Annotated in this window: 23 protein-coding genes and 1 pseudogene; 19 read left to right on the plus strand and 5 right to left on the minus strand. The window is 58.5% G+C overall.

The window, feature by feature from the left end; all coding sequences use genetic code 11:
* Positions 1 to 21 precede the first annotated feature (21 nt).
* The 9 genes from nuoK to R5R73_RS02200 all read left to right on the plus strand — a co-directional run bounded on the left by nuoK (position 22) and on the right by R5R73_RS02200 (position 12,570).
* On the plus strand, positions 22 to 327 hold the full coding sequence (gene nuoK, locus R5R73_RS02160; RefSeq protein WP_035413666.1) for an NADH-quinone oxidoreductase subunit NuoK: 306 nt from the start codon (positions 22 to 24) through the stop codon (positions 325 to 327).
* On the plus strand, positions 327 to 2,213 hold the full coding sequence (locus R5R73_RS02165) for an NADH-quinone oxidoreductase subunit L (protein WP_322528642.1): 1,887 nt from the start codon (positions 327 to 329) through the stop codon (positions 2,211 to 2,213). The genes nuoK and R5R73_RS02165 overlap by 1 nt, the downstream gene beginning before the upstream one ends.
* Positions 2,210 to 3,697: an NADH-quinone oxidoreductase subunit M gene (locus R5R73_RS02170; RefSeq protein ID WP_322528643.1), complete on the plus strand. Its 1,488-nt coding sequence runs from the start codon at positions 2,210 to 2,212 to the stop codon at positions 3,695 to 3,697. The genes R5R73_RS02165 and R5R73_RS02170 overlap by 4 nt, the downstream gene beginning before the upstream one ends.
* Entirely contained in the window at positions 3,697 to 5,106 is a 1,410-nt protein-coding gene (locus R5R73_RS02175; RefSeq protein ID WP_322528644.1) for an NADH-quinone oxidoreductase subunit N, read from the plus strand. The genes R5R73_RS02170 and R5R73_RS02175 overlap by 1 nt, the downstream gene beginning before the upstream one ends.
* Before the next feature lie 62 nt (positions 5,107 to 5,168).
* A complete protein-coding gene (gene egtB / locus R5R73_RS02180; RefSeq protein WP_322528645.1) occupies positions 5,169 to 6,485 on the plus strand; it encodes an ergothioneine biosynthesis protein EgtB in 1,317 nt (438 codons plus the stop codon).
* 2 nt (positions 6,486 to 6,487) lie between these two features.
* Complete coding sequence (egtD, locus tag R5R73_RS02185; RefSeq protein ID WP_071232303.1) at positions 6,488 to 7,450, plus strand: L-histidine N(alpha)-methyltransferase; 963 nt, start codon at positions 6,488 to 6,490, stop codon at positions 7,448 to 7,450.
* Between the two features lie 92 nt (positions 7,451 to 7,542).
* Positions 7,543 to 8,532, plus strand: a complete 990-nt coding sequence (locus tag R5R73_RS02190; RefSeq protein WP_322527567.1) for an IS481 family transposase — start codon at positions 7,543 to 7,545, stop codon at positions 8,530 to 8,532.
* 688 nt (positions 8,533 to 9,220) lie between these two features.
* Positions 9,221 to 11,761 carry a heavy metal translocating P-type ATPase gene (locus tag R5R73_RS02195; RefSeq protein WP_322528646.1) on the plus strand — a complete coding sequence of 847 codons (2,541 nt, stop codon included), beginning with the start codon at positions 9,221 to 9,223 and terminating at the stop codon, positions 11,759 to 11,761.
* Between the two features lie 50 nt (positions 11,762 to 11,811).
* Positions 11,812 to 12,570: a ZIP family metal transporter gene (locus R5R73_RS02200; protein ID WP_071231949.1), complete on the plus strand. Its 759-nt coding sequence runs from the start codon at positions 11,812 to 11,814 to the stop codon at positions 12,568 to 12,570.
* A gap of 194 nt (positions 12,571 to 12,764) precedes the next feature.
* Here the strand turns inward: R5R73_RS02200 and R5R73_RS02205 are convergent, their stop codons facing one another.
* Positions 12,765 to 14,201 (minus strand): multicopper oxidase family protein, encoded by a 1,437-nt coding sequence (locus R5R73_RS02205; protein WP_071231948.1) that lies wholly within the window; start codon positions 14,199 to 14,201, stop codon positions 12,765 to 12,767.
* 361 nt (positions 14,202 to 14,562) lie between these two features.
* On the opposite strand from R5R73_RS02205, the gene R5R73_RS02210 reads away from it, so the two are divergent.
* The 6 genes from R5R73_RS02210 (at position 14,563) to R5R73_RS02235 (ending at position 20,953) form a co-directional block, all read left to right on the plus strand.
* A complete protein-coding gene (locus tag R5R73_RS02210) occupies positions 14,563 to 15,195 on the plus strand; it encodes a peroxiredoxin (RefSeq protein WP_071231947.1) in 633 nt (210 codons plus the stop codon).
* Between the two features lie 64 nt (positions 15,196 to 15,259).
* Positions 15,260 to 15,664: a heavy metal-responsive transcriptional regulator gene (locus R5R73_RS02215; protein ID WP_322528647.1), complete on the plus strand. Its 405-nt coding sequence runs from the start codon at positions 15,260 to 15,262 to the stop codon at positions 15,662 to 15,664.
* Between the two features lie 89 nt (positions 15,665 to 15,753).
* A complete protein-coding gene (locus R5R73_RS02220; RefSeq protein WP_071231945.1) occupies positions 15,754 to 18,198 on the plus strand; it encodes a heavy metal translocating P-type ATPase in 2,445 nt (814 codons plus the stop codon).
* 182 nt (positions 18,199 to 18,380) lie between these two features.
* Positions 18,381 to 19,193 carry a prolipoprotein diacylglyceryl transferase gene (lgt, locus tag R5R73_RS02225; RefSeq protein ID WP_071231944.1) on the plus strand — a complete coding sequence of 271 codons (813 nt, stop codon included), beginning with the start codon at positions 18,381 to 18,383 and terminating at the stop codon, positions 19,191 to 19,193.
* On the plus strand, positions 19,190 to 19,744 hold the full coding sequence (locus R5R73_RS02230) for a protein-disulfide reductase DsbD domain-containing protein (RefSeq protein WP_071231943.1): 555 nt from the start codon (positions 19,190 to 19,192) through the stop codon (positions 19,742 to 19,744). The genes lgt and R5R73_RS02230 overlap by 4 nt, the downstream gene beginning before the upstream one ends.
* A 73-nt stretch (positions 19,745 to 19,817) precedes the next feature.
* Positions 19,818 to 20,953 (plus strand): IS3 family transposase gene (locus tag R5R73_RS02235; RefSeq protein WP_322528243.1). Its coding sequence is split into 2 segments (ribosomal slippage): positions 19,818 to 20,088 and positions 20,088 to 20,953, totalling 1,137 coding nucleotides; the frame shifts between segments, so codons are not numbered across the junction.
* Positions 20,954 to 21,018: 65 nt separating this feature from the next.
* On the opposite strand, the gene R5R73_RS02240 is transcribed toward R5R73_RS02235, so the two are convergent.
* Positions 21,019 to 21,573 (minus strand): class I SAM-dependent methyltransferase, encoded by a 555-nt coding sequence (locus R5R73_RS02240; protein ID WP_322528648.1) that lies wholly within the window; start codon positions 21,571 to 21,573, stop codon positions 21,019 to 21,021.
* Positions 21,574 to 22,019: 446 nt separating this feature from the next.
* Here R5R73_RS02240 and R5R73_RS02245 point away from each other — a divergent pair, with 446 nt between their 5' ends.
* The 4 genes from R5R73_RS02245 (at position 22,020) to R5R73_RS02260 (ending at position 24,458) form a co-directional block, all read left to right on the plus strand.
* Positions 22,020 to 22,265 (plus strand): hypothetical protein, encoded by a 246-nt coding sequence (locus tag R5R73_RS02245; protein ID WP_071231941.1) that lies wholly within the window; start codon positions 22,020 to 22,022, stop codon positions 22,263 to 22,265.
* 95 nt (positions 22,266 to 22,360) lie between these two features.
* Positions 22,361 to 22,801, plus strand: a complete 441-nt coding sequence (locus R5R73_RS02250; RefSeq protein WP_322528649.1) for a DUF411 domain-containing protein — start codon at positions 22,361 to 22,363, stop codon at positions 22,799 to 22,801.
* Between the two features lie 18 nt (positions 22,802 to 22,819).
* Positions 22,820 to 23,383: a TlpA family protein disulfide reductase gene (locus R5R73_RS02255; RefSeq protein ID WP_071231939.1), complete on the plus strand. Its 564-nt coding sequence runs from the start codon at positions 22,820 to 22,822 to the stop codon at positions 23,381 to 23,383.
* A gap of 331 nt (positions 23,384 to 23,714) precedes the next feature.
* Positions 23,715 to 24,458, plus strand: a complete 744-nt coding sequence (locus R5R73_RS02260) for a cytochrome c biogenesis CcdA family protein (protein ID WP_071231937.1) — start codon at positions 23,715 to 23,717, stop codon at positions 24,456 to 24,458.
* 347 nt (positions 24,459 to 24,805) lie between these two features.
* Here the strand turns inward: R5R73_RS02260 and dmeF are convergent, their stop codons facing one another.
* From dmeF to R5R73_RS02275, 3 genes and pseudogenes are all read right to left on the minus strand, one after another.
* A complete protein-coding gene (dmeF, locus tag R5R73_RS02265) occupies positions 24,806 to 25,780 on the minus strand; it encodes a CDF family Co(II)/Ni(II) efflux transporter DmeF (RefSeq protein WP_071231936.1) in 975 nt (324 codons plus the stop codon).
* Between the two features lie 90 nt (positions 25,781 to 25,870).
* Positions 25,871 to 26,200: pseudogene (locus R5R73_RS02270) on the minus strand (YkvA family protein); the annotation flags it as partial.
* Positions 26,201 to 26,309: 109 nt separating this feature from the next.
* Complete coding sequence (locus R5R73_RS02275) at positions 26,310 to 26,579, minus strand: metal/formaldehyde-sensitive transcriptional repressor (protein ID WP_071231934.1); 270 nt, start codon at positions 26,577 to 26,579, stop codon at positions 26,310 to 26,312.
* Positions 26,580 to 26,601: the final 22 nt, after the last annotated feature.

The raw sequence follows: 26,601 nt of genomic DNA on the forward strand, positions 1-26,601 counted from the left end.
CAGACAGGCAGGGAGGCTTGCATGACACTCACCACACTTTTGCTATTGGCAGCGGCACTGATCGGTATCGGGATCTATGGCGCGCTTTCCCAGCAGTCGTTCGTGATGCTGATGATGGGACTGGAGCTGATCCTCAACGGTGTCATGCTGGCGGCAGTGGCGTTCTGGGCCTTCAGCGGGGCCGGAGCACCGGAAGGCCAACTGCTGACGATCATCGTCATGGCCGTGATGGCCATCGAGATGGCGATGGGGTTCGCCCTGGTGGTCGCGGTCTTCCGCGGTAAACAGGCCGACATGACCGAATCGCTGACCGGGCTGAAGCACTGATGCTGTGGTTCGTTCCTCTCTTGCCGCTGCTGGCTGCCCTCGTCATCCATGGGGTCGGCAAGCGTTGGCCGGGCGACGACAGGGGCCGTGCCGTGCTGACCCTGGCGGGGGTGGCGATCACGGTCGCTACCTTGCTGCTCGTGAGCATCGCGGTCACGGCGGACTGGGGCGGCACCTATCGCTGGAGCTCCCGAATCGTTCTGTCACTCGGGATGACGTCCACCAGCGCCGTGTTCGCCATCGTCGTGCCACTGATCGCCGCGCCGATCATCGTCTACAGCGCCTACCATGAAGCATCGCCGGTCAGTGGCAGAGAGACGGTGCGCCCCCCCGTCGGACTGGTGGCGCTGCTGACGGCGTTCGTCGGCGCGATGGAACTGCTCGTCCTGGCCGAGGATTTCGTCACCCTGCTGATCGCCTGGGAACTGGTCGGGGCATGCTCGTGGGCGCTCATCGCCCATGAATGGCAGAAGGCCGGCAACCTGCGGGATGCCGCCTGGGCGTTCCTGGTCACTCGCTTCGGGGATCTGGGGCTGTACATCGCCGCGGCGGCAGCGTTCGCCGGCACGGGGTCGTTTGCCTTTGCAGACCTGGCCCAACTCGATGGGTGGCGGCTGGACGTGTTCGTTGCCGGCGTCGTGCTGGCCGCCGCCGCGAAATCCGCCCAGGTGCCGTTCTCTCCCTGGCTGTTTGCCGCCATGTCCGGGCCGACACCGGTGTCGGCATTGCTCCATGCGGCGACCATGGTCGCGGCGGGGATCTACCTGGTGATTCGGCTGCATGCGGAACTATCCGCAGTCGCCTGGTTTGCGCCGGTCGCCATCACGCTCGGAATGGCCACCGCCCTGGCAGGGGGGGTCGTGGCCTGTCTTCAGGACCATGCCAAGAAGCTGCTGGCCGCCTCTACATCGGCCCAGTATGGCCTAATGTGGCTGGCGGCAGGAGCGGGCTTTCCCGGTGTCGCCCTGGTGCACTTCGTCACACATGCGTTCACGAAAGCGGCCCTGTTTCTGGCGGCCGGCATCGCCGAACGCCATGTCGGCAGCTATTCGCTTAATGCGATGCGCCTGGGCCGCCTGCTTCCGGGCGTCGCGGCAGCCGCCATGGTGGCCAGCCTGGCACTGGCGGGGGTCGTTCCGCTGAGTGCGGCGTGGAGCAAGGAGAAGATCGTCACGGCCGCCGGCCATCAGGCGTCCTGGCTGGCCGTGATTGCCGCCGTGGCGGGAGGCCTCAGTGCGCTATACGCCACACGCTTTCAACTGCTGGCGTTCGGGCGGGGGCGGCAGGACCGTACGAGTACCGCTTCCTCCCGGTCCGGGCACTCCCGGGCGGAGGCCATCTCGCTCTACCTGCTGGCGGCAGGCACGCTGGCGCTATCGCTACTCTGGTGGCCCGGTGTCGGAAATAGCCTTGCTGATTTGCTGTCTGTGCACTTTCCCAAGACCAGGCCGTGGGAACTGATCGTATCGCTATTGCTGGTGGCGATGGGAGTGGGCCTCGGCATTTGGGCGACGCGTCGTGAGGTGTCGCGCCAGCAGAGCGAAAAGCGTGCCGGCATGGCGGACTGGCTGGGGCTGCCGACGCTGACGGCGCGAGGCGCGGATGCCGTGCTGATGTTCAGCCATGGCCTGGCACGCTTCGACGATCGCGCCGTGGATGCCGGGATCCGGGGCAGTGCCCGCTTCGGTGCGTGGCTGGCCAGGCTGGGAGAGCGGCGTGGCGAAGGCGCGTTCGATGGCGCCACGATCCAGCTCGCGAAGGGCGTCGACTGGGCGGGGCAAGTGGTACGCCGGGCGCATACCGGGCAGATGCATCACTACTACACCGGTATCGCGGCAGGACTCGCCGCGATCCTGATCATCCTGAGCATAGGAGCGCTCCTTTGATTTTGACTGCAGCCTTGGGGCTTCCCATGCTGGGGGCCCTCGCACTCGCCGTTTCAAGCCGCTGGACCGAGACCACGGCTCGCCGGTTTGCCATTGTGGTTTCGGTATTGCCGGTGCTGTTGCTGGCCTGGGCGTGGCGACAGTTCGACCCGCAAGGTGCGCTATTCCAGTTCGTCGAGGAAGTGCCCTGGGTACCCAGCCTGGGCATGGGCTACAGGCTGGGCGTGGACGGCATTGCGTTGGCTGTCGCGACGATGAGCTCCCTGGTTTTCTCGGCGAGTATCGCCTACCCCGTGGACACGAAGCATCAGCCTCGCCAGTACTACGCCTGGATGCTCTTCCTGCAGTCCGTGTCACTGGGTGTCTTCCTGGCGCTGGATCTGCTGCTCTTCTATGTCTTCTTCGATCTGAGCCTGGTGGGGATGTTCTTCCTGATCGGCCGCTGGGGGCATGGCCAGGCGCAGCCCGCCGCGTTCAAGTTCTTTCTATACACCTTCTTTGGCTCGCTATTGCTGCTGCTGGCGATCATCGGGCTTTACCTGTCGGTCGAACCGCATACCTTCGACATGCGTGTGCTTATCGAACAGCAGCCACTGGCCGGTACCGGGCTCTACGCCGGGCTGGTATTTCTGGCACTGATGCTGGGCTTTGCGATCAAGACGCCGATGGTGCCCGTGCATACCTGGCTGCCGCAGGCACACGTCGATGCACCGGGGCCGGTCTCGGCGATTCTCGCCGGGGTGCTGCTCAAGATGGGCACCTACGGGATCATCCGCATTCCGTTCGCCATGATGGCGGAGACGTTCGCTCGCTATGCCCTGTTCATCGCCGTGCTCGCCGTCGTTTCGATACTCTACGGCGCCCTGGTCGCGCTCGCACAGCGTAATCTCAAGCGGCGCATCGCCTACACCTCGATCAACCACATGGGCTACACGGTACTGGGGATCGCCGTAGCCGCCGCGGTGCTAAGCGATGACACTGTCGCCCGGCAAATAGCGCTGACCGGGGCAACGGTACAAATGGTCGCGCATGGTCTGATCACTGGCACGCTATTCCTGATCTGTGGCTCATTCTGGCAGCGCACCGAGGAGTACGACCTGGACAGCTACGGTGGATTGCTTCGTCAGGCTCCGTGGTTGACAGCTTTCGCCGTGCTCGCATCGTTTGCCAGTCTGGGCCTGCCTGGCCTGGCCGGCTTCGTGGCGGAATTCCATATCTTTGTCGGCACCTTTGGTGTCTATCCGTGGCTCGCCGTCATCGGCGTGCTGGGCATCCTGGTGACGGCAGCATTGTTCCTGCAGATGCTGCAGAAGGTGTTCTTCGGGGCGATGCCGGAGCGCTGGGCGCAGTTCGAGGATCTGCGTCCCCTCGAGTGGGGCGTGCTCGCGGTGTTGTCGGCAGGCTTCGTGATCATCGGCGTGGCGCCGGCGTTTCTGCTGACACTGGTCGAGGCATCGGCGACGCTGTTGATGGGAGGCCACTGATGCCTATCGGTGACGTATTGCCGGAAATCAGCCTGACGCTGGGAGCGGTGGCGATCGTCCTGTTCGCCAGCTTCGTCCGTCAGCGGCAGCAGCACTGGGCAGCTGTGCTGGCCCTGCTCGCTATCGGTCTCGGTGCAGGGCTGACCTTCGCGCAATGGGGCGGGACGCCGCGGCTGACGTTTTCCGGTGTCTGGGCCCTGGATGGCGTGGCGCTCGCCAGCAAACTGGTCGTGCTGGTGGCCGGTGCGCTGGTCGTCGCGATGTCGCCTGAATGGATGCGGACCGATCGACGCCATGGCGAGTACTACGCGCTGGTGCTGTTCGCCCTGCTGGGCGTGATCATGATGGCATCGGCCAGCGATACCATGGAGTTGGTGTTGGGCGTGCTGTTGTCCTCGGTGGCGAGTTACCCGCTGGCCGCCTACCACCGTGGCTGGGCGCCCGCGCTGGAAGCCGGGATGAAGTATTTCCTGATCGGCGCCTTGACCAATACGTTGCTGACGATCGGAGTGGTGGTGCTGTTCGGCCTGACCGGCAATACCGGGTATCCGGACATTACCCAGGCGCTGGCCACGAACAGCGACCGCCTGGCGCTGACCATCGCCACGGCCTGCGTCGTGCTGGGTCTGACCTTCAAGCTGGCGGCGTTTCCGGCCCATGCCTGGATGCCGGACGTGGCGCAGGGTTCCCCGGTACCGGCGGCGGCCTTTCTGACCGTCATCCCCAAGATCGGCGCCGCGGTAGCGCTGGCCCGCTTTGTTTCCTTGCTGCCACCGGATGTAGTCTGGCGGGCGATCGTGGCATCGATCTCCGTCGCCACCATGACGCTGGGCAACGTGGCGGCGCTGCGACAGGCGGACGTGCGCCGCCTGCTGGGCTGGTCATCGGTTTCCCAGTCCGGTTATGCCCTGATGGCCATCGTGGTGCTGGGTGTCAGCGATCAGGCCCTGCCGGTACTGGTGTTCTTCCTGGCGACCTATGCCACGGCCAATCTGGCTGCCTTCGCTGTGGTCACGCACCTGCGGGGGCGTACCGCGCTGGACGATTACCGGGGATTGGCCCGACACGTACCGATCGCGGCCACGATACTGATCGTGTCGCTGTTGTCCCTGGTGGGTATCCCGCCGCTGGTGGGTTTCTTCGGCAAGCTGATGCTGTTTCGCGTCACGATCGAGGGCGGTTACGCCTGGCTGGCGCTCGTGGCGGTGATCAACACCGTCGTCTCGCTGTTCTACTACCTGCGCATCGTCGCGCCGATGATGTTCGGCAGCGCCCGATCTACCGTGCATGTGCTTTCAGGTCCCTGGGCAAGCTTCACAATGATCGTGGCTGGTCTACTGTTAATCGTCGGGGGGCTTGGTGCAGAAGCACTCATGGTGTTTACGGACTCGATACGCTTTGCACGGTAAGTCCCGGCAGGCCAAGCCTGCCGATCAAGTTTCATGGAGTCAGACTCAGGAGGGAATCATTCATGGCATCCGTTCATGATTTGGTCATCGACAGACCCGATAGCCTTCACGCCAAGGAATGGCTGCGCGCGTACCAGCGGATCCGTGCCGCCACCGAGGCCATCTGTGCGCCTCTGCACAAGGAAGACTACATGGTGCAGAGCATGCCGGATGTCAGCCCGCCGAAATGGCACATCGCCCATGTCAGCTGGTTCTTTGAAGCCTTCATCCTGAAACCGTTTCATCCCGCCTACCAGACCCTCGACCCCGCGTACGATCACCTCTTCAACTCCTATTACGTGACCCATGGCACGCCGTTCCCCCGGCCCGAACGCGGCATGATCTCGCGGCCGACCGTGGACGATGTCTATCGCTATCGCGCTCACGTCGACCGGGCCATGGAAGCGCTGCTCAGCGATCCACCGCAGGAACATCTCCAGGAGATTCTCCGGCGTCTCGAGCTGGGCCTGCCACACGAACAGCAGCATCAGGAGCTGCTGCTGATGGATATCAAGCACATCCTGGCCCAGAACCCCTTGTGCCCGGTCTACCGGGACGACCTGGCGCCGACGCCTGCGCATGACGTCGCTGCGCTCGGCTGGCATGCCTACCCGGCCGGCGTCCGGTACATCGGCCATGACGACACCGAGGAGGGTTTTGCCTATGACAACGAGATGGGGCGCCACCGCCAGTTCGTCGAGGCTTTTCAGATCGCCGAGCGTCCGGTGACCAATGGCGAGTTTCTCGCGTTCATGCAGGCGGGAGGGTACGACACACCTGACTATTGGCTATCGGATGGCTGGGCGACGGTCAAGGCAGAAGGCTGGCAGGCGCCGCTCTACTGGGTCGAGCGCGACGGCGTCTGGCATCACTACACCCTGGGCGGCCTGGTACCGGTCGACATGAATGCGCCGGTCTGCCATGTCAGCTTCTTTGAGGCCGATGCCTATGCACAGTGGGCCGGCGCCCGCCTGCCCACCGAGGCCGAGTGGGAGACGGTGGCCCATGATGCCGCCATTCGGGGCAACGTCGGGCAGGGAAACTTCGTCGAGCAGGACCATCTGCAGCCGGTAGCTGCCGCCGCGACCACCGGCGCGCCGAGCCAGATGTTCGGCGATGTCTGGGAGTGGACCGGCAGCGCCTATCGCCCCTATCCGGGGTTTCGCAAGTTGCCGGGCAGCCTGGGGGAATACAACGGCAAGTTCATGTCCGGCCAGATGGTGTTGCGGGGTGGCTGCTGCGCGACGCCGGCCGATCACATTCGTGCCACCTATCGCAACTTCTTCCCGCCTCATGCCCGCTGGGCATTTTCCGGCTTCCGTCTTGCCAAGGAGAGCTGATCATGACCCTGGCCGTACAATTCCATGACATGCACACGACCCCTGCCAAAACGTCGCTTCGCGATGAGATATTGATGGGGTTCAGCGCCGACCAGAAATTCGCCTCGCCAAAGTTCTTCTACGATCAGCGGGGTTCCGAGCTGTTCGACCGTATCTGCGCACAGCCGGAGTACTATCCGACACGAACAGAGGAGCTGATCCTGGCCAACGCCGCCGATGAGATAGCGGACATCGCCGGGAGTGAGGCGACGTTGATCGAGCTCGGCAGCGGAGCAAGTCGCAAGGTACGGTTACTGCTGGAAGCCATGCGACCGTCAAGCTATCTCGGCATCGATATATCCCGAGACTTCCTGCTCGAAAGCACGCGTCGCCTGGCTGCCGACTATCCATGGCTCGAGGTGCACGCCGCCTGTGCCGACTTCTCTTGCAACATGGCCTTGCCGGAGGGGCTGTGCTGCGAACGGCCGGTCGGCTTCTTCCCGGGATCGAGCATCGGCAACTTCGACCCGCAGGCCGCCGAGGATTTCCTGCGCGGCTTGCACTCCCTGCTGCCCGTTGGCAGCGGGTTGCTGATCGGTGTCGACCTGATCAAGGACAAGACGACACTCGAAGCCGCCTACAACGATGCGGCAGGCGTGACGGCAGCTTTCAACCTGAACTTGCTGGATCGCCTGCGCGAGGAGCTGAACACCGAAATCGACCCCGGGCATTTTGCCCATCGGGCCTTCTTCAACGAGGCTCAATCCCGCATCGAGATGCACTTGGTCAGCCAGTTACCCCAGGTCGTTGCGATCGAAGGCGAACGCTTCCATTTCCTGGAGGGCGAGACGATCCATACCGAAAACTCCTACAAATATACGGTCGAGGGCTTTCAGGCACTGGCAGATCGTGCAGGATTTGAAGCGATTTCCTGCTGGACTGATACTCAAGGCTTGTTTAGCGTGCACTATCTGGGTCGTGCCTAAATGTAGGGTCCCGGATGATCGGATCGCCTATAGAAGTTATCCTCTGCTAGCAGCGAGAGAGCTTCTTCAGCAATTCATCCGGGAGCAAGTTCATGGACATCAAGCTGCATAAACAAGCGACCACGACACCGAAGATCCGGGCCGAGATCCAGGCAGCGCCCTCCAGCATCACGGATAGCGAGCTGGCTCGCCAGTATGGCGTCGCCACCGCGACCATACGGCGCTGGCGCTACCGTGACGATGTCCATGATCGATCGCACACGCGTCACAACCTGCTGGCCACGCTCACGCCCGAGCAGGAGGAGGTGCTGATCGCAGCACGCGAATTCCTTCGCCTCGGCCTGGATGATCTCCTCGTCGTGGCGCGTGAGTTCCTAAACTCCCGGTTGTCTCGCTCCGGCCTGCATCGCATGCTCCAGCGGCGCGGCGTGCCGACACTGGCGGAACTGGCTCGGCAGGACATCGGAGATGACGAGAAGCCGAGGCACAAGCCCTTCAAGGACTACGAACCGGGGTATGTGCACATCGACATCAAGCACCTGCCTCGGATGCCCGACGAGCAGCAGAAACGCTACCTGTACGTCGCCATCGATCGCGCCACGCGTTGGGTGTATCTGGAGATCCGAAGCAGTCAGTCCGCGAAGGATGCTCGCGCGTTCATGAAGCAGGTGGAAGAGAAGGCGCCCTTCAAGATCCAGACGGTGCTGACTGACAACGGCAAATCCTTTACCGATCGCTTCACACGTGCAGGTGAGCGCAAGCCCAGCGGCCGGCATCCGTTTGACCAGGAGTGCCAGGCACATGACATCGAACACCGCCTGATCAAGCCGGGAAAGCCGCAAACGAACGGCATGGTGGAGCGCTTCAACGGCCGCATCAGCGACGTGCTGGCGACTCGGAGCTATGCCTCAGGCGAGGACCTGGAACAGACGCTGAAACGCTATACCTGGCTGTACAATCACCACATCCCGCAGAAGGCACTGCACCATCAATCACCTATTGCGATGATGAAAGAATGGCAGACTAAACGGCCTGACTTATTTACCAGGCGGGTGGTTAATCACACGGGACCCGACACCTAAAAAAGAAGTGGGATTCACTAAAGTATTTGAGGCTTTATGTCATTTTTAATTGGATAAAGTTGAGCGGGAATTCGTTAAGATAATTACAATAATTTCGATGCGCAGCGAGATTAATCCAGTACGACTGGCGAGTAATACCATCGATTCCGTACCCAGATATGCATCATTAAGGTTCAACTTTCGGCGGAGCGGGGGCTTTGGGCAAACTGCCCTCTGACTTTCACGCACCGCTACGCTCCGTTCGAAACCGTTCGACCCAGCGTCTCAAGGGCTGGCACGGATATTGACGGCTTGAGCGGCTTCCGCGATCAAATACCCCTAGTCGAGTACGAGCCCGCCAAACTCAGGGGGAAATATGCCGCTATCTTGCCATGGATCAACTCGTGCAGGATGGCGAATGCCACTTTTATACGGATGTCGATTTCATCGGATCACAACAATAGGGGCATTTTTAGCTTAAAGAGCGAGCGATTACACGATCCGCAGGCCATCGCTAAACAGGACAACGAACATGGCAGCTAACCAGCAGCCCGCCTCGCATGCCTCCTTACCAGTAAGACGATGCGGTTTGACTCTATAGCCACTAGAAGGTTTAGAGTTTGAGCAGAGAAATTGAACTAGGTAACTTTTCATGCCAGCTACACATACCGAAGCATCCGGTAACACATACCAGTGGACCGTTCAAGGCATGGACTGTCCAAGCTGTGCCGGTAAGATCCGTGGTGCGGTGGAACGCTTGAAAGGCGTTTCCGACGTTCAGGTTTCGGTGATGAAGGAGACGCTGAGGCTTGGGCTGGACACGCAACAAACCTCGATGGAGCGTGTCGCGAAGACCGTCGAGCGACTTGGCTATTCCGTCCAATTCATGCCTGATTCTGATACTGCCAGTCCAGAAAACTCATCCGAATGTCATTCACCTTGCTGTGACGGTAACGCTCAAGACAACGACGCGGAAACGGTGACGGTACCTGATCGGGCCGACGCCGAGAGCACGCTCAGCTGGAAGGTCGGCGGCATGGACTGCGCCAGTTGCGCGGCGAAAATTCGTGGCGGTGTGGAGAACCTGCCGGGAGTCTCCGACGTCAAAGTGTCGGTCATGAACGAGACGCTCACGCTGAAGCTCGACGAACAGCAAACCTCGCCGGACAGCGTCGAGAAATCGATCAAGCGGCTCGGTTACAGTGTAACGCCGCGCACCGCCATAACCGGTAATGGCTCCAATGGCGCCAGCTCCACAGCTGACGAAGGCGTCGCCGAGGCAGTGTCGGCCTCACCGAAACGCTGGTTTCTGCATGGCAAGGGCCGGCTGGTGGTCATGACCGGGGCTGTCCTGCTGGCCGCCGTGGCGGTGCGCCTGGTGGCCTCGGAGTCTCTGGCTTATTGGGGCTTCATCCTGGCGTGTCTGGTCGGGCTGGTTCCCGTAGCGAAACGTGCTTTTTCCGCTGCACGAGCGGGCATGCCATTCACGATAGAAATGCTGATGACCATCGCTGCCGGTGGCGCGCTGATCATCGGTGCCGCCGAGGAGGCGGCGCTGGTGGTCTTCCTGTTCGCCGTCGGCGAAGTGCTTGAAGGGGTGGCCGCGGATCGTGCCCGCTCGAGTATTCGCGCGCTGGGTGATCTAGTGCCCAAGAGCGCGCTGGTCGAAGACGCACAGAGGGCGACTCGCAAGGTCAATGCCGCGAATCTGAAGATTGGTCAGGTCGTCGTCGCGCGACCCGGCGACCGGATTCCTGCCGATGGGCAGATCATTGAAGGAACGTCTTCTATCGATGAATCGCCGGTGACCGGTGAATCGGTGCCCAAGAGCAAGACCCTCGACGAGTCGGTCTTCGCCGGGTCCATCAATAATGATGCCGTGCTGCGTATTCGCGTCACCAAGGCGCCCGAAGACAATACCATCGCGCGGATCATCCGCTTGGTGGAAGAAGCACAGGAAGCCCGTGCGCCCACCGAGCGTTTCATTGATCGCTTCAGCCGTGTCTATATGCCCGCTGTGGTCGGTACCGCGCTACTCGTTGCGATCATTCCTCCGCTACTTTTCGGCGGCGCTTGGGGTGAATGGACTTATCGAGCCCTGGCGCTGCTGTTGATTGGCTGCCCGTGTGCGCTGGTAATTTCGGTACCGGCTTCGATCGCCTCGTCGCTGTCTACCGGGGCACGCCGCGGGCTATTGTTGAAGGGGGGCGCGGTGATCGAGTCCACCGCCAAGGCTAGCCTCGTGACCTTCGACAAGACCGGCACCCTAACCGCCGGGAAACCAGTCGTTACCGACGTGCAAGCGGCTGCCGATGACCACGATGAGGCTGATGTCGTTGCCTTGGCCGCCAGTGTCGAGGCCGGCTCCAGCCACCCGCTCGCCGAGGCGGTGTTAAGTCATGCCGAATCGCGTCATATCGCGTTTTCTCAAGGGGCGGACGCACGCGTCATCGCCGGCCATGGTGTCGAGGCAAGCGTGGACGGTCATCGTAGCTATGTCGGTTCGCCACGCTACGCTGAAGACCAGGGCGTACTGACAGAGGCTCTGAAGACGCGGATCGCTGCGCTGGAGGAGCAGGGCAAGACGGCCGTCGTGGTGTTTAGGGACGGCGCGATCGTCGGACTGATTGCCATGCGTGACGAGCCGCGCACGGACGCCATCGACGGCATCAAGGATCTCCAGGCACTGGGCATCCGCTCGGTGATGCTGACCGGTGACAACCCCCGTACCGCGAAAGCGATTGCCGATCCGCTGGGCATCGAGTTCCAGGCAGGCTTGCTGCCTGACGACAAGGTCACGGCAATCAAGGGAATGGTCGCCAAGGACCGGGTGATCATGGTGGGCGACGGGATCAACGACGCGCCTGCACTCGCCACCGCCGACGTCGGCGTGGCCATGGGCTCGGGCACCGATGTCGCCCTGGAAACGGCCGATGGCGCCTTGCTGCGTAATCGCGTGACCGACATAGCGACCATGATTCGTCTGGCTCGCGCCACCATGAACAATATTCGCCAGAACATCACCATCGCGCTGGGCCTGAAGGCGGTATTCCTGTTGACGACCATGTTTGGTCTGACCGGGTTGTGGGTAGCTATCATGGCTGATACCGGCGCCACCGTACTAGTGACGCTGAATGCGCTGCGTCTGTTACGGTTCGAGAATCGACAGGGCCCGACACGCGGCGGTGGAGCCTCCGTCAATGTGCCGCCGGAAAGCTCGGGCCAGGCCGCTTCGCCGGCGAGTGCTTGAAGGCGAGTGCTAGAAGGCGGATAGCTAGACATCGACCAGGGAAGGTGATCATGGATAGCATTTGGATGGTGCTCGGCCTGGCATTGCTTCCCGCGTTGGGAAACTTCGGTGGCGGGCTGGTTGCGGAGGTCTCGCGGACGACCGGGCGCCGTCTCAATTACGCCCTGCATGGCGCCGCCGGTCTGGTCATTGCGGTGGTGGCGGTGGAGATCATGCCGCGCGTGCTGGAAAGTCTCTCAGCCTGGCTGATCGCACTCTCCTTCGCCTTGGGCGGCATTGCTTACGTAGGTATCGAGAAACTCGTAGAGGGCATTCAAAGGCGGCAAGGCCAGCAGAGAGAAAGCGGCCAGACGAGCGTCTGGATGATCTATATTGCCGTGTCCATCGACTTGTTCAGCGACGGTCTCCTGATCGGAGCGGGATCGGCGGTCTCGCTGTCAGTCGCTTTGATCCTGGCGGTGGGCCAGGTTCTCGCGGATATTCCCGAGGGCTTCGCGGCAATTGCCAACATGAAGGACAAGGGGATTCCGCGCAGCAAGCGCCTGCTGCTTTCTGCCTCCTTTGCCATCCCCGTCCTCTCGGCAGCCGTTTTTGCTTATTTCGTGCTCAGAAGCCAACCGGAGTCGTTCAAACTCGCAGCATTGACGTTTACGGCAGGCCTTCTTACGGTCGCCGCCATTGAGGACATGATATCCGAGGCTCATGAAAGCGGCGAAGATACGCACGTCTCGCCGCTGGCTTTTGTGGGTGGCTTCGTCCTGTTCACGCTGGTATCGGCGGGCTTAGAGGGGGTATTGGTGCAAAGCTAACGTGCCGTGCTAGCTCCTGTTGTATGCCAGTTGTTGTGGTCAACTCGTCCCGGGCAGTAATTTACGATTTGTTTCGATCAACGCAGACGGGCCTCCCTCATTAACGTATGGACCGAGGCCGGTTCCGTTTATGACGCGTAGCTTTATCAGCAAAATACACTGTTTTGAGGGGTGAAGCTGCCCTTATGATTTGATTAGGCTGTCACAACGAACTGGCCCATCATGCCTGTGTCCTCATGTTCAAGATTATGGCAGTGGTACATATAAGGCAGATATGGATCACTGTAATCCGTAAAGCTCAGAAGCACGCGTACCCGCTCAGCAGGATTAACGACCACCGTATCCTTTAGTCCCATCTCGTTCAGCGCAGGAGGCGAGCCATTGCGATCGAGTATTCGGAACTGGACATCATGTACATGGAACGGGTGGGGTACCATGCTAGTGTTACTTATCTCCCAGATCTCTGTGCTTCCTAAACGGACAGTTTCATCGATACGGTTGCGATCCATCCGTTTTCCATTGATCGTCATGCCCATTCCCAATACGAACGGGCGAGTCCCGATCGCCTGAGCAGGATCGGGCTGATCCAGCGTGACGAGACGACTGGGCAGCGGCGCGACACGAGCACGTTCGAGGTCGGGCTGGATACGTAAGACATCGAACACCTGTTCACTGCCCACCGGACCGCTTCCGGAAGAGACGGCGCGTAGCACGACGGGGCGACCATCACTTAGATCAACAATGACCTGAGCGCGCTCGCCAGGTGCGAGACTAATGCGCGAGACATCAATCGGGCGCTCCAAAAGCCCACCATCAGTGCCTATCTGACTGAATACGCGCTCGTCACTGAAACCCAGCGAGTAGAAACGGGCATTGGACCCATTGAGAATTCGCAAGCGTAGCTTTTGGGATTTTGATTCAAAATACGGATTCAAGCTGCCATTAACGAGCATGACGTCACCCATCACACCCATCATCATGCCGGAATAGAATAGCGAACCATCATCGTCGAACGTGCGATCCTGTAGCATCAGTGGAATGTCGTCCACGCCGTATTCGCTCGGCAGGTCCAAGCGCCCGGTCTCCTCGTCGTCCACATAAATCAGCCCGGCAAGACCCTGGTACACCTGCGGGCCGGTGACGGGCGGCAAATGGGAGTGGTACCAGAACATCGAGGCACGCTGTTTCACCTCAAATTGTGGCGACCACGTAGCACCATCCTTGATGATCTGATGAGGCCCCCCATCGGCATAGGCCGGTAGATGAAAGCCATGCCAATGCAGCGTGCTGTTCTGGCCGAGTTGATTGGTGACGTTGAGTCGCACGGTATCCCCGGCCCGCATCTTTAGCGTCGGGCCGAGATAGCTTCCGTTGATACCCAGCGTGGGCGTATTCATCCCATCGTAGAATTGGGTAGTGCCCTTCTGTAGGTTGAGGTCGTACACCCTTATCCCGTCCCGGCTTTCTCCGCCAAGCAGTGGCGGAACAGCAAGCGGTTTGAGAGAAGCGGCAAAAGCGGGTCTTCCCAACAGTAACTGCTGTAAACCACTGTAACCGGCCATGCCTGTGACCAGCGTTGCCGTGCTTCCGCCAAGAATCAAGTTCTTGACGAGGGCTCTTCTTGTAAGCATCCGTTTATCCACTGATTAATGTATGCGGTTTTAACGAGAACTACTATGTAGGCAGGATTCGCTGAGAGCCGTTGAGGTCAACCAGACCGAGACAGCGATGAAAGGCCGCTTATCCCAGGGAGGGGAAACAGGCCGATTAAGCTGGGGCACCTGAGATAGTGAAGGGAGGAATGGCATCGGTCGATTAAGGCCGCTGATAGATCGGTAAAGTGCTAGCTTAAAACCTTTGCCTTGCCTGGAGGTCAAGTGCGTTGGGCGACTACTGTAATAACAAGCTTTTCATCATTGGGGTTGACCTTAAAGTTCACTTTAGGGCTATCGTAAACCATGCATCACCCAACCCCAACGTAAGGATAGCCCCATGACTTTGCAGCTTGGAGAAATAGCACCCGATTTTACGGTGGAATCAACGGAAGGCACTGTCAGCTTCCATGAGTGGCTTGGTGACAGTTGGGCCGTGCTGTTTTCTCACCCGGCCGATTATACCCCTGTCTGCACGACAGAGCTTGGCGCATTTGCCAAGCGCAAAGATGAGTTCGACAAGCGCGGCGCCAAGCTGATCGGTGTTTCCGTCGATCCGCTGGCTTCTCATGCCGGCTGGGCGAAGGATATCGAGACCACCCAAGGCGCGTCTCTCAACTATCCGCTACTGGCTGACGAGAATCGGTTGGTGGCAGAGCTTTACGGGATGATTCATCCCAAGGCCGATCCCAAGCTGACGGTACGCACCGTTTTTATCATAGACCCTGACAAGAAGATTCGTCTGACCCTGACCTACCCACCCAGCACGGGTCGCAATGTCGATGAAATCCTGCGGGTCATCGATTCGCTGCAACTGACCGGCAAGCACAAGGTGGCAACCCCGGTGGACTGGCAGAACGGCGAAGACGTCATCATCGTCCCCTCCGTGTCGGACGAGGAAGCCAAGGAGCGCTTTCCTGAAGGCTGGGATGAGCAGACACCGTACCTGCGTGTGGTCCGCCAGCCCAAGTAACCAACAGAACGATCAGGTGGTCCGGTTGCACCGGGCTACCTGAAGTGTCGCTGAGGAACTCTTGATGAAAACCTACAGTATCGGACAACTGGCCGAGCGCTGCGGCATTGCCACCCAGGCGATCCGATACTACGAGCAAGAGAGGCTCATGCCGAAGCCCCAGCGAACGGAATCCAACTACCGCCGCTATCCCGAGGAGCATGTGGCCAGGCTGCAGTTCATTCTTCAGGCCAAGCAATGGGGGTTCACACTCGATGAAATTCGTGAACTGCTGATCCTGCAGGATGCCAACGGCGACCGGGCACAAGCCAAGCGGATTGCCGAAGAGAAGCTGATCAAAGTTCGAGAGCAGATCAGGTATCTTTCGAAAATCGAGTCGGTGCTTTCGAAAACCCTCTCGGAGTGTTCCGGAGAGGGCCCCATGAAGGAAGGGTGCCCCATTGTCGAAGCGATCACCGACGGCAAGTAAATCCCCTTTATTCCCGCCTTCTGGCCTGGCGAAACAATCGCCAGCCATTCGAACCTTGTTAACGCGAGTGATGCCGCCAGGAGTTCTAAATGACCGAGCGTGTCGATATCAGTATTCGGGGCATGTCCTGTGCTTCCTGCGTCGGGCGCGTGGAGCGCGCCCTCAAGAAGCAGTCCGGTGTCACGGATGTGCAAGTGAACCTGGCGACTGAAAAGGCCACGGTTACTTTCGAAGCGCATGCCAATCCCAGCCAGGCAGTCCATGCCGTTGAAGAGGCTGGCTACCAGCCTGTCGTTGAAACCGCTGAGATTCCTATTATCGGCATGACCTGCGGTTCTTGTGTCTCACGGGTTGAACGTACCATTGAGAAGCTGCCAGGCATTGTCCAGGCCAGTGTGAATCTCACCACGCAAAAGGCTTTTGTGCGGTTCCTGCCCGCGGCGGTAACGTTGCCACGCATCCACCATGCCATTCGTGATGCGGGATATGAGCCGCAGGACCAAGGGGAGAGTACACAGACCGAGCGCGAGGACCAGGAGGGCGTCCAGCTTCGCAACAAGGTGCTGATTGCGGCAGCATTCACGATTCCGGTCGTGTTTATTGCCATGGGCAAGATGATCCCTGCGCTGGAAGCGATATTCACCAGCATCATGCCGCACCGAGGTTGGATGGGCATCGAGTGGTTGCTGACTACCCCAGTCCAGTTCTATGCCGGGGCACGTTTCTACCGAGCGGGCTTCGCTGAACTGCGACATGCGAACCCGGGGATGAATAGCTTGGTCATGATTGGCTCAAGCGCCGCCTATTTCTACTCTATGGCTGCGCTCTTGATTCCCGGCTTCTTCCCTGCGGGGACCGCCGGAAGCTACTTTGAGGCCGCGGCGGTCATCGTGACGCTCATCCTGCTGGGCCGTCACTTCGAGCATGTCGCCAAGGGCCGCACCTCCGAGGCGATCAAGAAGCTTTTGCAGCTACAGGCAAAAACGGCCCGCGTCATCCGCAACGGCGACACGGTTGAAGTGCCGATCGAGGCCGTCGTGCCGGGTGATCGTATCCTGGCTCGTCCGGGAGAGCGCATCCCCGTCGATGGCATTGTCGAGGAAGGTCACTCCTACGTCGACGAGTCGATGATCAGCGGGGAGCCGGTGCCGGTTGCCAAGCAGATGGATAATGAGGTCGTTGGCGGAACGATCAACAAGAACGGTGCTCTGACGTTCCGCGCCACCCGAGTAGGTGCCGACACGGTACTGTCGCAGATCGTTAAGATGGTGGAATCTGCCCAGGCGGAAAAACCGCCGATCCAGAAGCTGGCCGACAAGATTGCCGGAATCTTCGTACCGATCGTGCTCCTGATTGCGGCAATCACGTTTACTGTGTGGCTCGGTTTCGGGCCAGCCCCGGCGCTGGCTTTCGCCTTTGTCACCACCGTCAGTGTGCTGTTGATTGCCTGCCCCTGTGCGATGGGCCTGGCGACGCCCACTGCAATCATGGTGGGGACCGGTAAAGGGGCCGAGATGGGTGTGCTGTTTCGTAAAGGGGCAGCACTCGAGACCCTGGCTAGGGTGGACACGATCGTGCTGGACAAGACTGGCACGCTGACGATGGGACGCCCCGAGCTGACGGACTTCGTAGTGCTCGAAGGGCAGGAGAACGAAGTGCTTCGCTGGGTCGCCGCGGTCGAAGCGCAAAGTGAACACCCGATTGCCGAAGCGATTGTACGTGGTGCAAAAGACTTAGGCCTAGATCTGCCATCCATCAGCCGCTTCCAGGCCGAGCCTGGTTTTGGCATCGAAGCCGAGGTCGACGGCCATAAGCTCAATGTGGGAGCTGACCGCTATATGAGTCGGCTCGGCATCGACCTAGGCAAGGCGGAAGAGCGTGCCACTGCGCTTGCCAGAGAGGCCAAGAGCCCGCTGTATGCGGCAGTCGATGGCAAGCTTGCGGCGGTGATTGCTGTTGCCGATCCGCTCAAAGAGGGCTCGGTTGAGGCTATTGCGTCACTCAGGGCGCAGGGCCTGGATGTGGCCATGCTGACCGGTGATAACCGCGCCACGGCCGAGGCTATCGCTAGACAGGTGGGGATTCAGCAGGTGCTCGCCGAAGTGTTGCCGGATCAAAAGGCAAACGAGGTCAAGCGACTACAGGCTGAAGGCCGCAATACTGCATTCGTCGGCGACGGCATCAATGATGCACCGGCATTGGCGCAAGCCGATGTGGGCATTGCTATTGGCACGGGTACCGATATTGCGATCGAGGCTGGTGACGTCGTGCTCATGCGTGGCGATCTGAGAGGCATCGTCAATGCCACGGCGTTGTCCAAGCGCACCCGCAAGACCATTTTGTCTAACTTCGCCTGGGCTTATGGCTATAACGTGGCGTTGATTCCGGTAGCGGCAGGGGCGCTGTATCCATTCACCGGCTTCCTGCTCAACCCGATATTGGCGGCTGCGGCCATGAGCCTATCCAGTATCTTCGTCCTGACGAATTCTTTAAGACTGCGTCGTTTTCAGCCCGTCAGCGGCGAGCCATCTTAGACACCAGCCGACGAGCCCCGAGTCGCTCAAGCTCCCAGAGTAAGTCGCCCCTTTTACCGACGCCACTTGCTGGATGACGTCGACGATCCCGGCTAGGCATTAACACATCTTGTTGAGTAAACAAGGCTTGTTGAGCGTTAAATCCGGCAACCGAATTGACCGTCGGAATATAAGGAAAAACCATGCTTCAGTACCCTCAAATCGATCCCATTGCCATCGCCATAGGCCCTTTGCAGATCCATTGGTATGGCCTTATGTACGTGGTCGGTCTCGCCGCTGCCTGGTGGTTGGGGCGTCGCCGCGCCCATCAACTGGGCATGAGCCGTGACGACATCGGCGATCTGATCTTCTATGGGGCCTTGGGCATCATATTGGGTGGTCGCATTGGTTATGTGCTGTTCTACGGGTTCGATAAATTACTGGCCGATCCCTTATGGCTCTTCAAGGTTTGGGAAGGAGGTATGAGCTTCCATGGCGGTTTGACCGGCGTGCTGGTTGCGGCTTGGTTGTTTGCCCGCAAGCATCGCCTGGCCTTTTTCCAGTTGACCGATTTCATCGCACCACTGGTGCCGATTGGTCTGGGTGCCGGGCGGCTTGGTAATTTCATCAATCATGAATTGCCGGGGCGCATCAGCGAGGTCCCTTGGGCAATGGTGTGGCCGCCCATGATGGGGCTGGGGCCGGAGCCACGTCACCCTTCTTCGTTGTATGAGTTCGCCTTGGAAGGCATCGTGATGTTCGTTGTGCTGTGGTGGTTCTCGAGCCGTCCCCGTCAGCGAGGCATGACATCCGGCCTATTCCTGCTGCTTTACGGTGTTTTTCGCTTTGCCGTGGAGTTCATGCGCCGGCCCGACCCTCAGTTGGGTTTCATTGCCTTCGATTGGCTAACCATGGGCCAATTGTTGAGCTTGCCGATGGTCTTGGGGGGCCTTGCGTTGATCGTCTGGGCGAGACGCCAGTCGGTGGATATTGCAAAAACTATGGCCGCCTCATGAGAGCCGCCTCTCTTCTTCTCATGCTTCTGTTCCTCATCGTGGGACAATCAGCGGCCAGCGAGGAATTGTTCGCGGATAACGGTAAACACGGGCTCTTCAATGATCCCGTCCTAGGCAAGTTCTTGCCGGTCAATCAAGCCTTTCAGGCTAGCGCATGGCGAAGCGATAGTAGGATATTCGTTAGGTTCAAGAATGCCCCCGGCTATTATCTGCATCGACACCAGTTTGCACTGGAAAGCCTTGACCCGTCAGCCAGCTTCGGAGAGCTGGAGATACCCCCGGGCGAGCTTGTCATTCATCCCCAGTTGGGCAAGCTATACGTCTTTTATGACCAGGTCGTGCTCAGCGCTCCCATCGTTTCGGAAAGCGAGGATATTGGCTCGGTGGCCATTTCAGTGACGTTTCAGGGTTGTTCTGACGAAGGGCTCTGTTACCTTCCAGCTCAAATAGAGCTGGAGGCATTCTTCGACTCGGCTCCTGCCACTGTTGACTCAGGTAACTTGGCTCGCCCCTCGGACATAAATGTCATGAGCTTTAGTGGACCGAGGTAACCTTTGACTGAGGTGGTCCCCGAAATCAGGACCAGGCGTTAAGCTCTGATCATGACGATTGGAGACGATGATCATGAGCAGGAAACGCAAGCAGTACAGCAGTGACTTCAAGGCCAAGGTGGCTCTCGCAGCCCTCAAGGGCGATCAGACAACGTCGGAGATCGCCGCCCGCTTCGAGATCCACCCCACCATGGTCAGCCAGTGGAAGCGTGAACTCCTGGACAACGCCACGGGCGTCTTCGAAGGCAAGGATGGTAAAGCCGCCCAGAAGAGCCAGGAGGAGATCGACACGCTTTACCGCGAGATCGGCAAGCTGACGGTGGAACGCGATTTTTTGTCGCGCAGGCTCGATCGTTGAGCCGGGCTCAGCGCTTGGCCCTGATCGAGCCGCCATCCTCCGACACTCCCAGCCTGCGCCGGCAGTGCCAATTGCTCGGTATCAGTCGCTCATCGCTATACTACCAGCGCCGTGAGTTACTCGCCGAGGACCTGATGCTAATGAGGCTGATCGACGAGGAGCATCTGCGGACGCCGGTCTACGGCTCCCGGCGGATGACGACCCATCTCAACCGCTTGGGGCACACGGTGAACCGCAAGCGGATCCGTCGCCTGATGCGGCAGATGGGGCTGCACGCGGTGTACCCGAAGCCGCGCACCAGCCAGTCTGGCGTGGGGCATCGGGTCTATCCTTACCTGCTCAGGGATCGCGTCATCGATCGTCCCAACCAAGTCTGGGCCACTGATGTGACGTATATCCCAATGGCGCGAGGGTTCATGTACCTGGTGGCCATCATGGACTGGCACAGTCGCCGTGTGCTGGCCTGGCGGGTATCGAACACCCTGGATACGGACTTCTGCATTGACGCACTGGAGGAGGCCCTGGACCGCTATGGGCCGCCGAGCATCTTCAATAGCGATCAGGGCTGCCAATTCACCAGCCAGGCGTTCACCGAGGTACTGAAGGCCCATGGCGTCCGGATCAGCATGGATGGAAAAGGCTGCTACCGGGACAACATCTTCGTCGAACGGCTCTGGCGTAGCGTGAAGTACGAGTGCGTCTATCTGAAGGCCTTCGAAGATGGTGCCCACCTACGCCGGGAGCTGAGGAAGTACTTCACTTGGTACAACCGTCAGCGGCCCCATCAAGGGCTGGACGATGCGACACCCGATGAGGTGTACTGCGATCAACCACTGACCCAGGCGGCCTGACGCCTGATGATGATCCGGTCAGAGCTTAAATCGTCTGTCAGGTGGTCCAACGGATGGGGTCCACTTCAGACTACGCTGACGACCTCGAACCCCGCTATCTGCAACAAGATGTCTGCTTCGCGGTTCAGGTGACAGCCTCCAGCACAGCGCGTCCAAAGCGGTGTCATGCGGTGCTGCCAGCGAGCCACCCGAGATTCCGGTGAAAGGCCGTGTTCCGTGAACAGAAACTGTCCTCCAGGCTTGAGGACCCGGCGCGCTTCGAGGAGCGCCTGCTCGATATTAGGAATAGTGCAGAGTGTCCAAGTACAGAGTACGGTATCGATGCTCTGATCCGGGAGCGGAATCCGCTCGGCCCCGGCCTGCAGCACTTCTACCGGAAACGCCGCTTTGGCAATAGGTGCCCGAGCCAATTCGAGCATGCCTTCCTCGGGCTCTAGTGCATAGAACTGCCGGACCTTTTCAACGTCGTAGAAAGGCAAGTTGAGCCCTGACCCAAAGCCAAGTTCTAGCATGACTCCCTGAGCCTGTGATGCCAAGCGCTGGCGGTATGCTTCGAGCAAATGCGTACGCATTGCTAGATGCATGAGATGCGGCAATACATAGCGGTTATAAAGTCCCATGTCATTCCATTGTTTGCGGAGTTCAGCATTCAGGCCGTTGCCTCGGAACAGGGCTCTATCGATCGATACTGGCTAGTGCCGGTTACTAGCTGGCTGCCCCAGCATGTAGATAGAGCTAAATGATAACAGGTTGGAGCAGACAGGCAGTCCGTGGATCTCGTAGGCGGACCCAAAGCCAAGAAGAAATTGCACAGGATGTAGAAAAGAAAACGCTTGACCTTAAAGTTACCTTGAAGGATATGGTCATGCATATGCTGCTGAGCATGGGTGCTGGACGGATTATTCGTTTCTTGACCTATGGGTAAGGTCCAGATCCTAAGATGCTTTTATTGGCGATGTAAACGAGTATCGCGCGGAGCTAGGCTCTAACAGCTCTAGGTACGGTGCAGTGCCAAGCGATAGCAAATAGGTAAATTCAGTTTCTGATCCGACATGAGGAAAATACCATGCGAAAGTTCAGCAATATAATGCTCACCGCTACCATTATCACTGTGGGTACCTTTGGTGCCGGTTCTCTCTTCGCGCAAGAAAATGCGCGAAACGGAAAGTTGCAGGCCAATGACATGCCAGGAAGCATGATGGATGAAGGCGGCGGCATGCATGAAAATATGGGCGCTCAGATGAGTTCCATGATGGAAAAATGCAATGCCATGATGGAAATGATGCAAAAAAAGCAGGTTGAAGGCGCTTGATAAACAGTTGGTGAAAATCACACACTAATTTTGCGAGCTTGGCTAATTGATACCGAAGTCTAGCTGAGTAGCTATATGGCACCAGAGAGGGAACGATGAAATACTTCAAGAAACTAATTTTCACTGTATTGCTTGCTTTCCCTATTTCAGGTTTTGCTGCCGAAACTACAGCAACGCTTTATAAGAACCCTAATTGCGGGTGTTGCTCTGAACATGCTAAATATTTGGAAGCCAATGGGTTTGATGTAGAGGTCATCGATACTAATGACTTAGCGAAAATCAAGGCAGAACATGACGTTCCTAAAAAGCTTTATGGGTGTCACTCTACGCTGATCGGTGACTATATCTTCGAAGGCCATGTTGATGCCGAAAGCATCAAGCAGGTGTTGGAAGACAAGCCCTCTATAAAAGGTTTGAGCGTACCCGGTATGCCACTAGGATCGCCAGGTATGGGCAGAGAAAAGCAAGACCCTATCGAAGTCTATACCTTAACCCTTCAGCCAACCGATTCGCCTGAAGTTTACGCTACTTACTAATGCCAGTATTGGACAATTATGACACTGGTCACTATCAAACGGGGCGTGGCGTTTGCATGCCTGATGGTCTTGGCTTCAGTCGCTCCTGCCAGTCCGCCGGAAGGCATCGGTCCGCAGGGGGTCATGCTCTGGGAAAGCCCCCGCGATCTGCCGGAGCTAGCTTTCGAGGATGGTAAGGGAGAGCCACTGACTCTTGCCGATTTCCAGGGCCAGATGGTACTGCTGAATATCTGGGCGACATGGTGCGGTCCCTGCCGTGAGGAAATGCCCGCCCTGGATGCGCTACAGGCCTCGCTGGGCGGGAAAGCGTTCGAGGTCGTCGCGCTATCGATCGATCGCAGGGGAGTCGAGGCCGTGCAGGATTTTTATACGGATGTGGGTATAGAACACCTCCGCCAGTATATTGATACCACTGGCATGGCCGGAACCAAGCTTGGTGCTCTGGGAGTTCCAACGACGTTACTGATCGATTCCCGTGGAGACGAGATCGGGCGCCTCGTGGGTGCGACAGAATGGGACACCCCGGAAATGACCGCGTTTCTTGAAGAAACCATTGGACATTCGACAGAGGTATCTCTATGAGCTGCTGTGGTGACAACAAATCTAATCGAGGTCAAGAACCGTCCGGATTCAAAAGCCTGATGTCAGGCCCGCGCCGCTTATGGATCTTGGGTGCCGTAATTGTTACAGGTAGCCTCGCCATGGGCTGGGATCAACTGGTCATACTCGGCATTGCACCGATACTGGTGGCACTCTTGCCATGTCTGCTCATGTGTGGAGCGATGTGTTTGATGCACTGCAAGAAGGGCAAGAAAGACGAGTCTGCCAGCCAAAGTGAGACGATGACACAGCAGGCCCACGCTGACATACCCCCCTCTACCACCGAGAGAACGTTTTAGCGCGCACCTGAAACATGCTCGAAATCGCCAACATCGGCCTGCTAACGGCGTTTCTAGCGGGCCTCATCTCTTTCGTCTCTCCCTGTGTTCTACCTCTGGTGCCCGGCTATCTCTCCTTTGTAGCTGGTCGCTCGCTGGGTCAGATTCAGCAGGCGAGCCGTCGCGAACGACTCAGGGTGATCACCCAATCACTCTGGTTCGTGCTCGGGTTCTCCACGATATTTCTGATTCTTGGAGCAAGCGCCACAGCCATCGGCCGTTTCCTGCTGATCTACCGTCAGGAAGCGAACCTGATAGGTGGCGTCATCGTTATTCTGTTTGGGATTTTCATGACAGGCATATTCACGATGCCGTGGCTGCAACGGGAGTGGCGTTTCATAGGAAAGTTCAAGGATGAAGGTGACGGGCCCAGCGTGGCTTATTTGTTAGGCGTCGCGTTCGCTTTTGGTTGGACGCCCTGTATCGGCCCGATCCTGGGCGCCATTCTGACTGTTAGTGCCTCGACAGCCAATGTCTCTAGTGGCCTGGCATTACTTGCGGTCTATTCGCTGGGCCTTGGCATTCCATTTCTTCTCACGGCCATCTCGCTCGACCGATTCCTTCAGCATCAGAAACTCTTGCGCCGCTGGGGGCGACCCATGCATATCGTAGCTGGTCTCATAATGGTAGGTATGGGCGTGCTAATGGTTACCGGTCAGCTGACCGCATTGTCCTACTGGCTCCTGGCAGCGTTTCCTGTACTAGGCTATCTAGGATGACTCTATATTAAATAGATATTATTTTTAATGAGGCCACTGTTTTTGTAGCCACGTTTTGGCAGGTCAGACAGACTTGTATTTGACAGGAACTATCGCTCCGTAATTTTAGGTGTTCGGAATGCTTGGTCCGTAGATATTACAGAAGGTCAGAATCCCCATCTTATTCGATTTCATTGTTTATATTTTGCCCAGACTACTGAGTGTCCCTATGAAAGACTGTGGCGGCTTGAGGCACTGAAAATAATGCCTCCATAATTGAGGGAAGACGGGGCGAGACCGAGTTGCATGCAAAACTAATTCTCGCCCGTACCAAGACCGATTACCATGTCTCTGTCGCGCTTAGCTGGCTAACCTTGCCCCAGCATCGGTTTCTCCGGATCAGTGACACAGCGCTGCGTCTCGACGGTAACGTGCACCAACGACGGACATCGAGTCTGTATACGTTGTTTATAGACTTCAGGCGACTCCGGGTCATGCGAAACGATCGAGACGATGGCGGCGTGAATATCCGGACCAATGGCCCAGAGATGCAGGTCGCAGATAAGGGCATCGTCAGTCTCAATGGATTGTTTGACGTCGTGCTCCAAGTCGCTGCGCTGATGATCGAGCAGCACGCGGGAGGTGTCCTTCAACAGATGCCATGACCAGCGGGTGATAAGTGCTGCGCCGACGATACCCATGATCGGGTCCATCCAGTTCCAGCCCGCATACTTACCGGCCAACAGCGCGGCAATCGCCAGCAGTGAGGTCAAAGCATCGGCAAGTACGTGGAAGTAGGCAGCTCTATGGTTATGGTCATGATGTCCGTGTCCGTGTCCGTGTCCGTGTCCGTGTCCGTGTCCGTGTCCGTGTCCATGGTCGTGGTCTTCTCCGCCCAGTATCCAGGCCGATAACCCATTGACGATCAAGCCGATCACGGCGACGAAAATAGCCCCATTGAACGAAATTGCGACGGGGTGGATGAAGCGATCGATGCTTTCGATCACCATGTACAGTGCGAAACCTGCCAGCAGGACCGCGCCGGTGAACCCGCCTAATGCATTGACCTTTCCGGTGCCAAATGAGAACTGCGAATTGCCTGCGTTTCGGCGAGCATAGACATAGGCGAAGGCCGCAATACCCAGAGCGACCGCATGAGAGCCCATGTGCAGGCCATCGGCCAGGAGGGCCATCGAACCGTATAGGACACCGGCCAGAATCTCCCAGACCATCATAGTGAGCGTCAATCCAACTATGATGAGAGAACGTGTTTCGCCGGATCGTTTTCGATCTTGACCGAAAACATGAGTGTGTTGCCAGGCTTCGAGTTGGTGATGGTGCATTCTGTATTGCTCCAGGTTGATTAGGTGTCGTAATCAGCACGATATGTAGAAGCCGGTTGTATCTGCCCGCCTGGCCATGCTTTGAAATATTCAGAGGAACAATCTGACCAGGAGGATGGCGCAGACGATCCAAATGGCGATAAACACGCCCGCAGCCATGCGGCTTGCCGGATGCACGGTCGCATTGGCAGCCGTTTCTCGATGCTCGTTCATTACCTCCGGCGGGATGAGCCTCACGACCAGCATGATGCCGAGTGGCACGACGATGATGTCATCGACGTAACCAAGCACGGGAATGAAGTCAGGGATCAAGTCGATCGGCGAGACGGCATAGGCCGCCACAATCAGCGCAAGCACCTTGGCGAACCACGGTGTCCGCGGGTCGCGTGCGGCTAACCAGACCGCATGTACATCACGCTTGATCGCGTGCGCCCATTTTTTGGCGCTCGAAATTAGTCGTCGTGTCATAGGGGCGTTTCAGTACGCTACTCGTTTTTGTGGCCTTCTGTGTGCCGGGTTTCTTTATGTCCTACTTGAGGTAGGACTTGATGACCTGTAGTACCGCGTCCAAGTCTTGTTGCCGCTGCGCCAGTTCGGGCTCCCTGACGACGTGATCAGTCAGGTGCCCCTCCATGACGGCGGCCATCAACCCATTCACCGCCCCGCGAATCGCAGCGATCTGTTGCAGCACTGCAGTACAGTCGCCTTCCTGGTCAAGCTGCCTTTCAAGTGCGGCCGCCTGTCCCTGAATGCGTCGAACGCGGGTTAACAGCTTCGCTTTGTCTTTGATGGTGTGCATGTGGCTGTCTCTTTAGAAACTG

The sequence above is a fragment of the Salinicola sp. LHM genome (assembly GCF_034479735.1).
GTDB classification, from domain to species: domain Bacteria; phylum Pseudomonadota; class Gammaproteobacteria; order Pseudomonadales; family Halomonadaceae; genus Salinicola; species Salinicola salarius.

Coding starts and splice junctions, on each gene's coding strand:
- nuoK (WP_035413666.1), top strand. CDS start 22: ATGACACTCACCACACTTTTGCTATTGGCAGCGGCACTGATCGGTATC.
- R5R73_RS02165 (WP_322528642.1), top strand. CDS start 327: ATGCTGTGGTTCGTTCCTCTCTTGCCGCTGCTGGCTGCCCTCGTCATC.
- R5R73_RS02175 (WP_322528644.1), top strand. CDS start 3,697: ATGCCTATCGGTGACGTATTGCCGGAAATCAGCCTGACGCTGGGAGCG.
- egtB (WP_322528645.1), top strand. CDS start 5,169: ATGGCATCCGTTCATGATTTGGTCATCGACAGACCCGATAGCCTTCAC.
- egtD (WP_071232303.1), top strand. CDS start 6,488: ATGACCCTGGCCGTACAATTCCATGACATGCACACGACCCCTGCCAAA.
- R5R73_RS02190 (WP_322527567.1), top strand. CDS start 7,543: ATGGACATCAAGCTGCATAAACAAGCGACCACGACACCGAAGATCCGG.
- R5R73_RS02195 (WP_322528646.1), top strand. CDS start 9,221: ATGGACTGTCCAAGCTGTGCCGGTAAGATCCGTGGTGCGGTGGAACGC.
- R5R73_RS02200 (WP_071231949.1), top strand. CDS start 11,812: ATGGATAGCATTTGGATGGTGCTCGGCCTGGCATTGCTTCCCGCGTTG.
- R5R73_RS02205 (WP_071231948.1), bottom strand. CDS start 14,201: ATGCTTACAAGAAGAGCCCTCGTCAAGAACTTGATTCTTGGCGGAAGC.
- R5R73_RS02210 (WP_071231947.1), top strand. CDS start 14,563: ATGACTTTGCAGCTTGGAGAAATAGCACCCGATTTTACGGTGGAATCA.
- R5R73_RS02215 (WP_322528647.1), top strand. CDS start 15,260: ATGAAAACCTACAGTATCGGACAACTGGCCGAGCGCTGCGGCATTGCC.
- R5R73_RS02220 (WP_071231945.1), top strand. CDS start 15,754: ATGACCGAGCGTGTCGATATCAGTATTCGGGGCATGTCCTGTGCTTCC.
- lgt (WP_071231944.1), top strand. CDS start 18,381: ATGCTTCAGTACCCTCAAATCGATCCCATTGCCATCGCCATAGGCCCT.
- R5R73_RS02230 (WP_071231943.1), top strand. CDS start 19,190: ATGAGAGCCGCCTCTCTTCTTCTCATGCTTCTGTTCCTCATCGTGGGA.
- R5R73_RS02240 (WP_322528648.1), bottom strand. CDS start 21,573: ATGGGACTTTATAACCGCTATGTATTGCCGCATCTCATGCATCTAGCA.
- R5R73_RS02245 (WP_071231941.1), top strand. CDS start 22,020: ATGCGAAAGTTCAGCAATATAATGCTCACCGCTACCATTATCACTGTG.
- R5R73_RS02250 (WP_322528649.1), top strand. CDS start 22,361: ATGAAATACTTCAAGAAACTAATTTTCACTGTATTGCTTGCTTTCCCT.
- R5R73_RS02255 (WP_071231939.1), top strand. CDS start 22,820: ATGACACTGGTCACTATCAAACGGGGCGTGGCGTTTGCATGCCTGATG.
- R5R73_RS02260 (WP_071231937.1), top strand. CDS start 23,715: ATGCTCGAAATCGCCAACATCGGCCTGCTAACGGCGTTTCTAGCGGGC.
- dmeF (WP_071231936.1), bottom strand. CDS start 25,780: ATGCACCATCACCAACTCGAAGCCTGGCAACACACTCATGTTTTCGGT.
- R5R73_RS02275 (WP_071231934.1), bottom strand. CDS start 26,579: ATGCACACCATCAAAGACAAAGCGAAGCTGTTAACCCGCGTTCGACGC.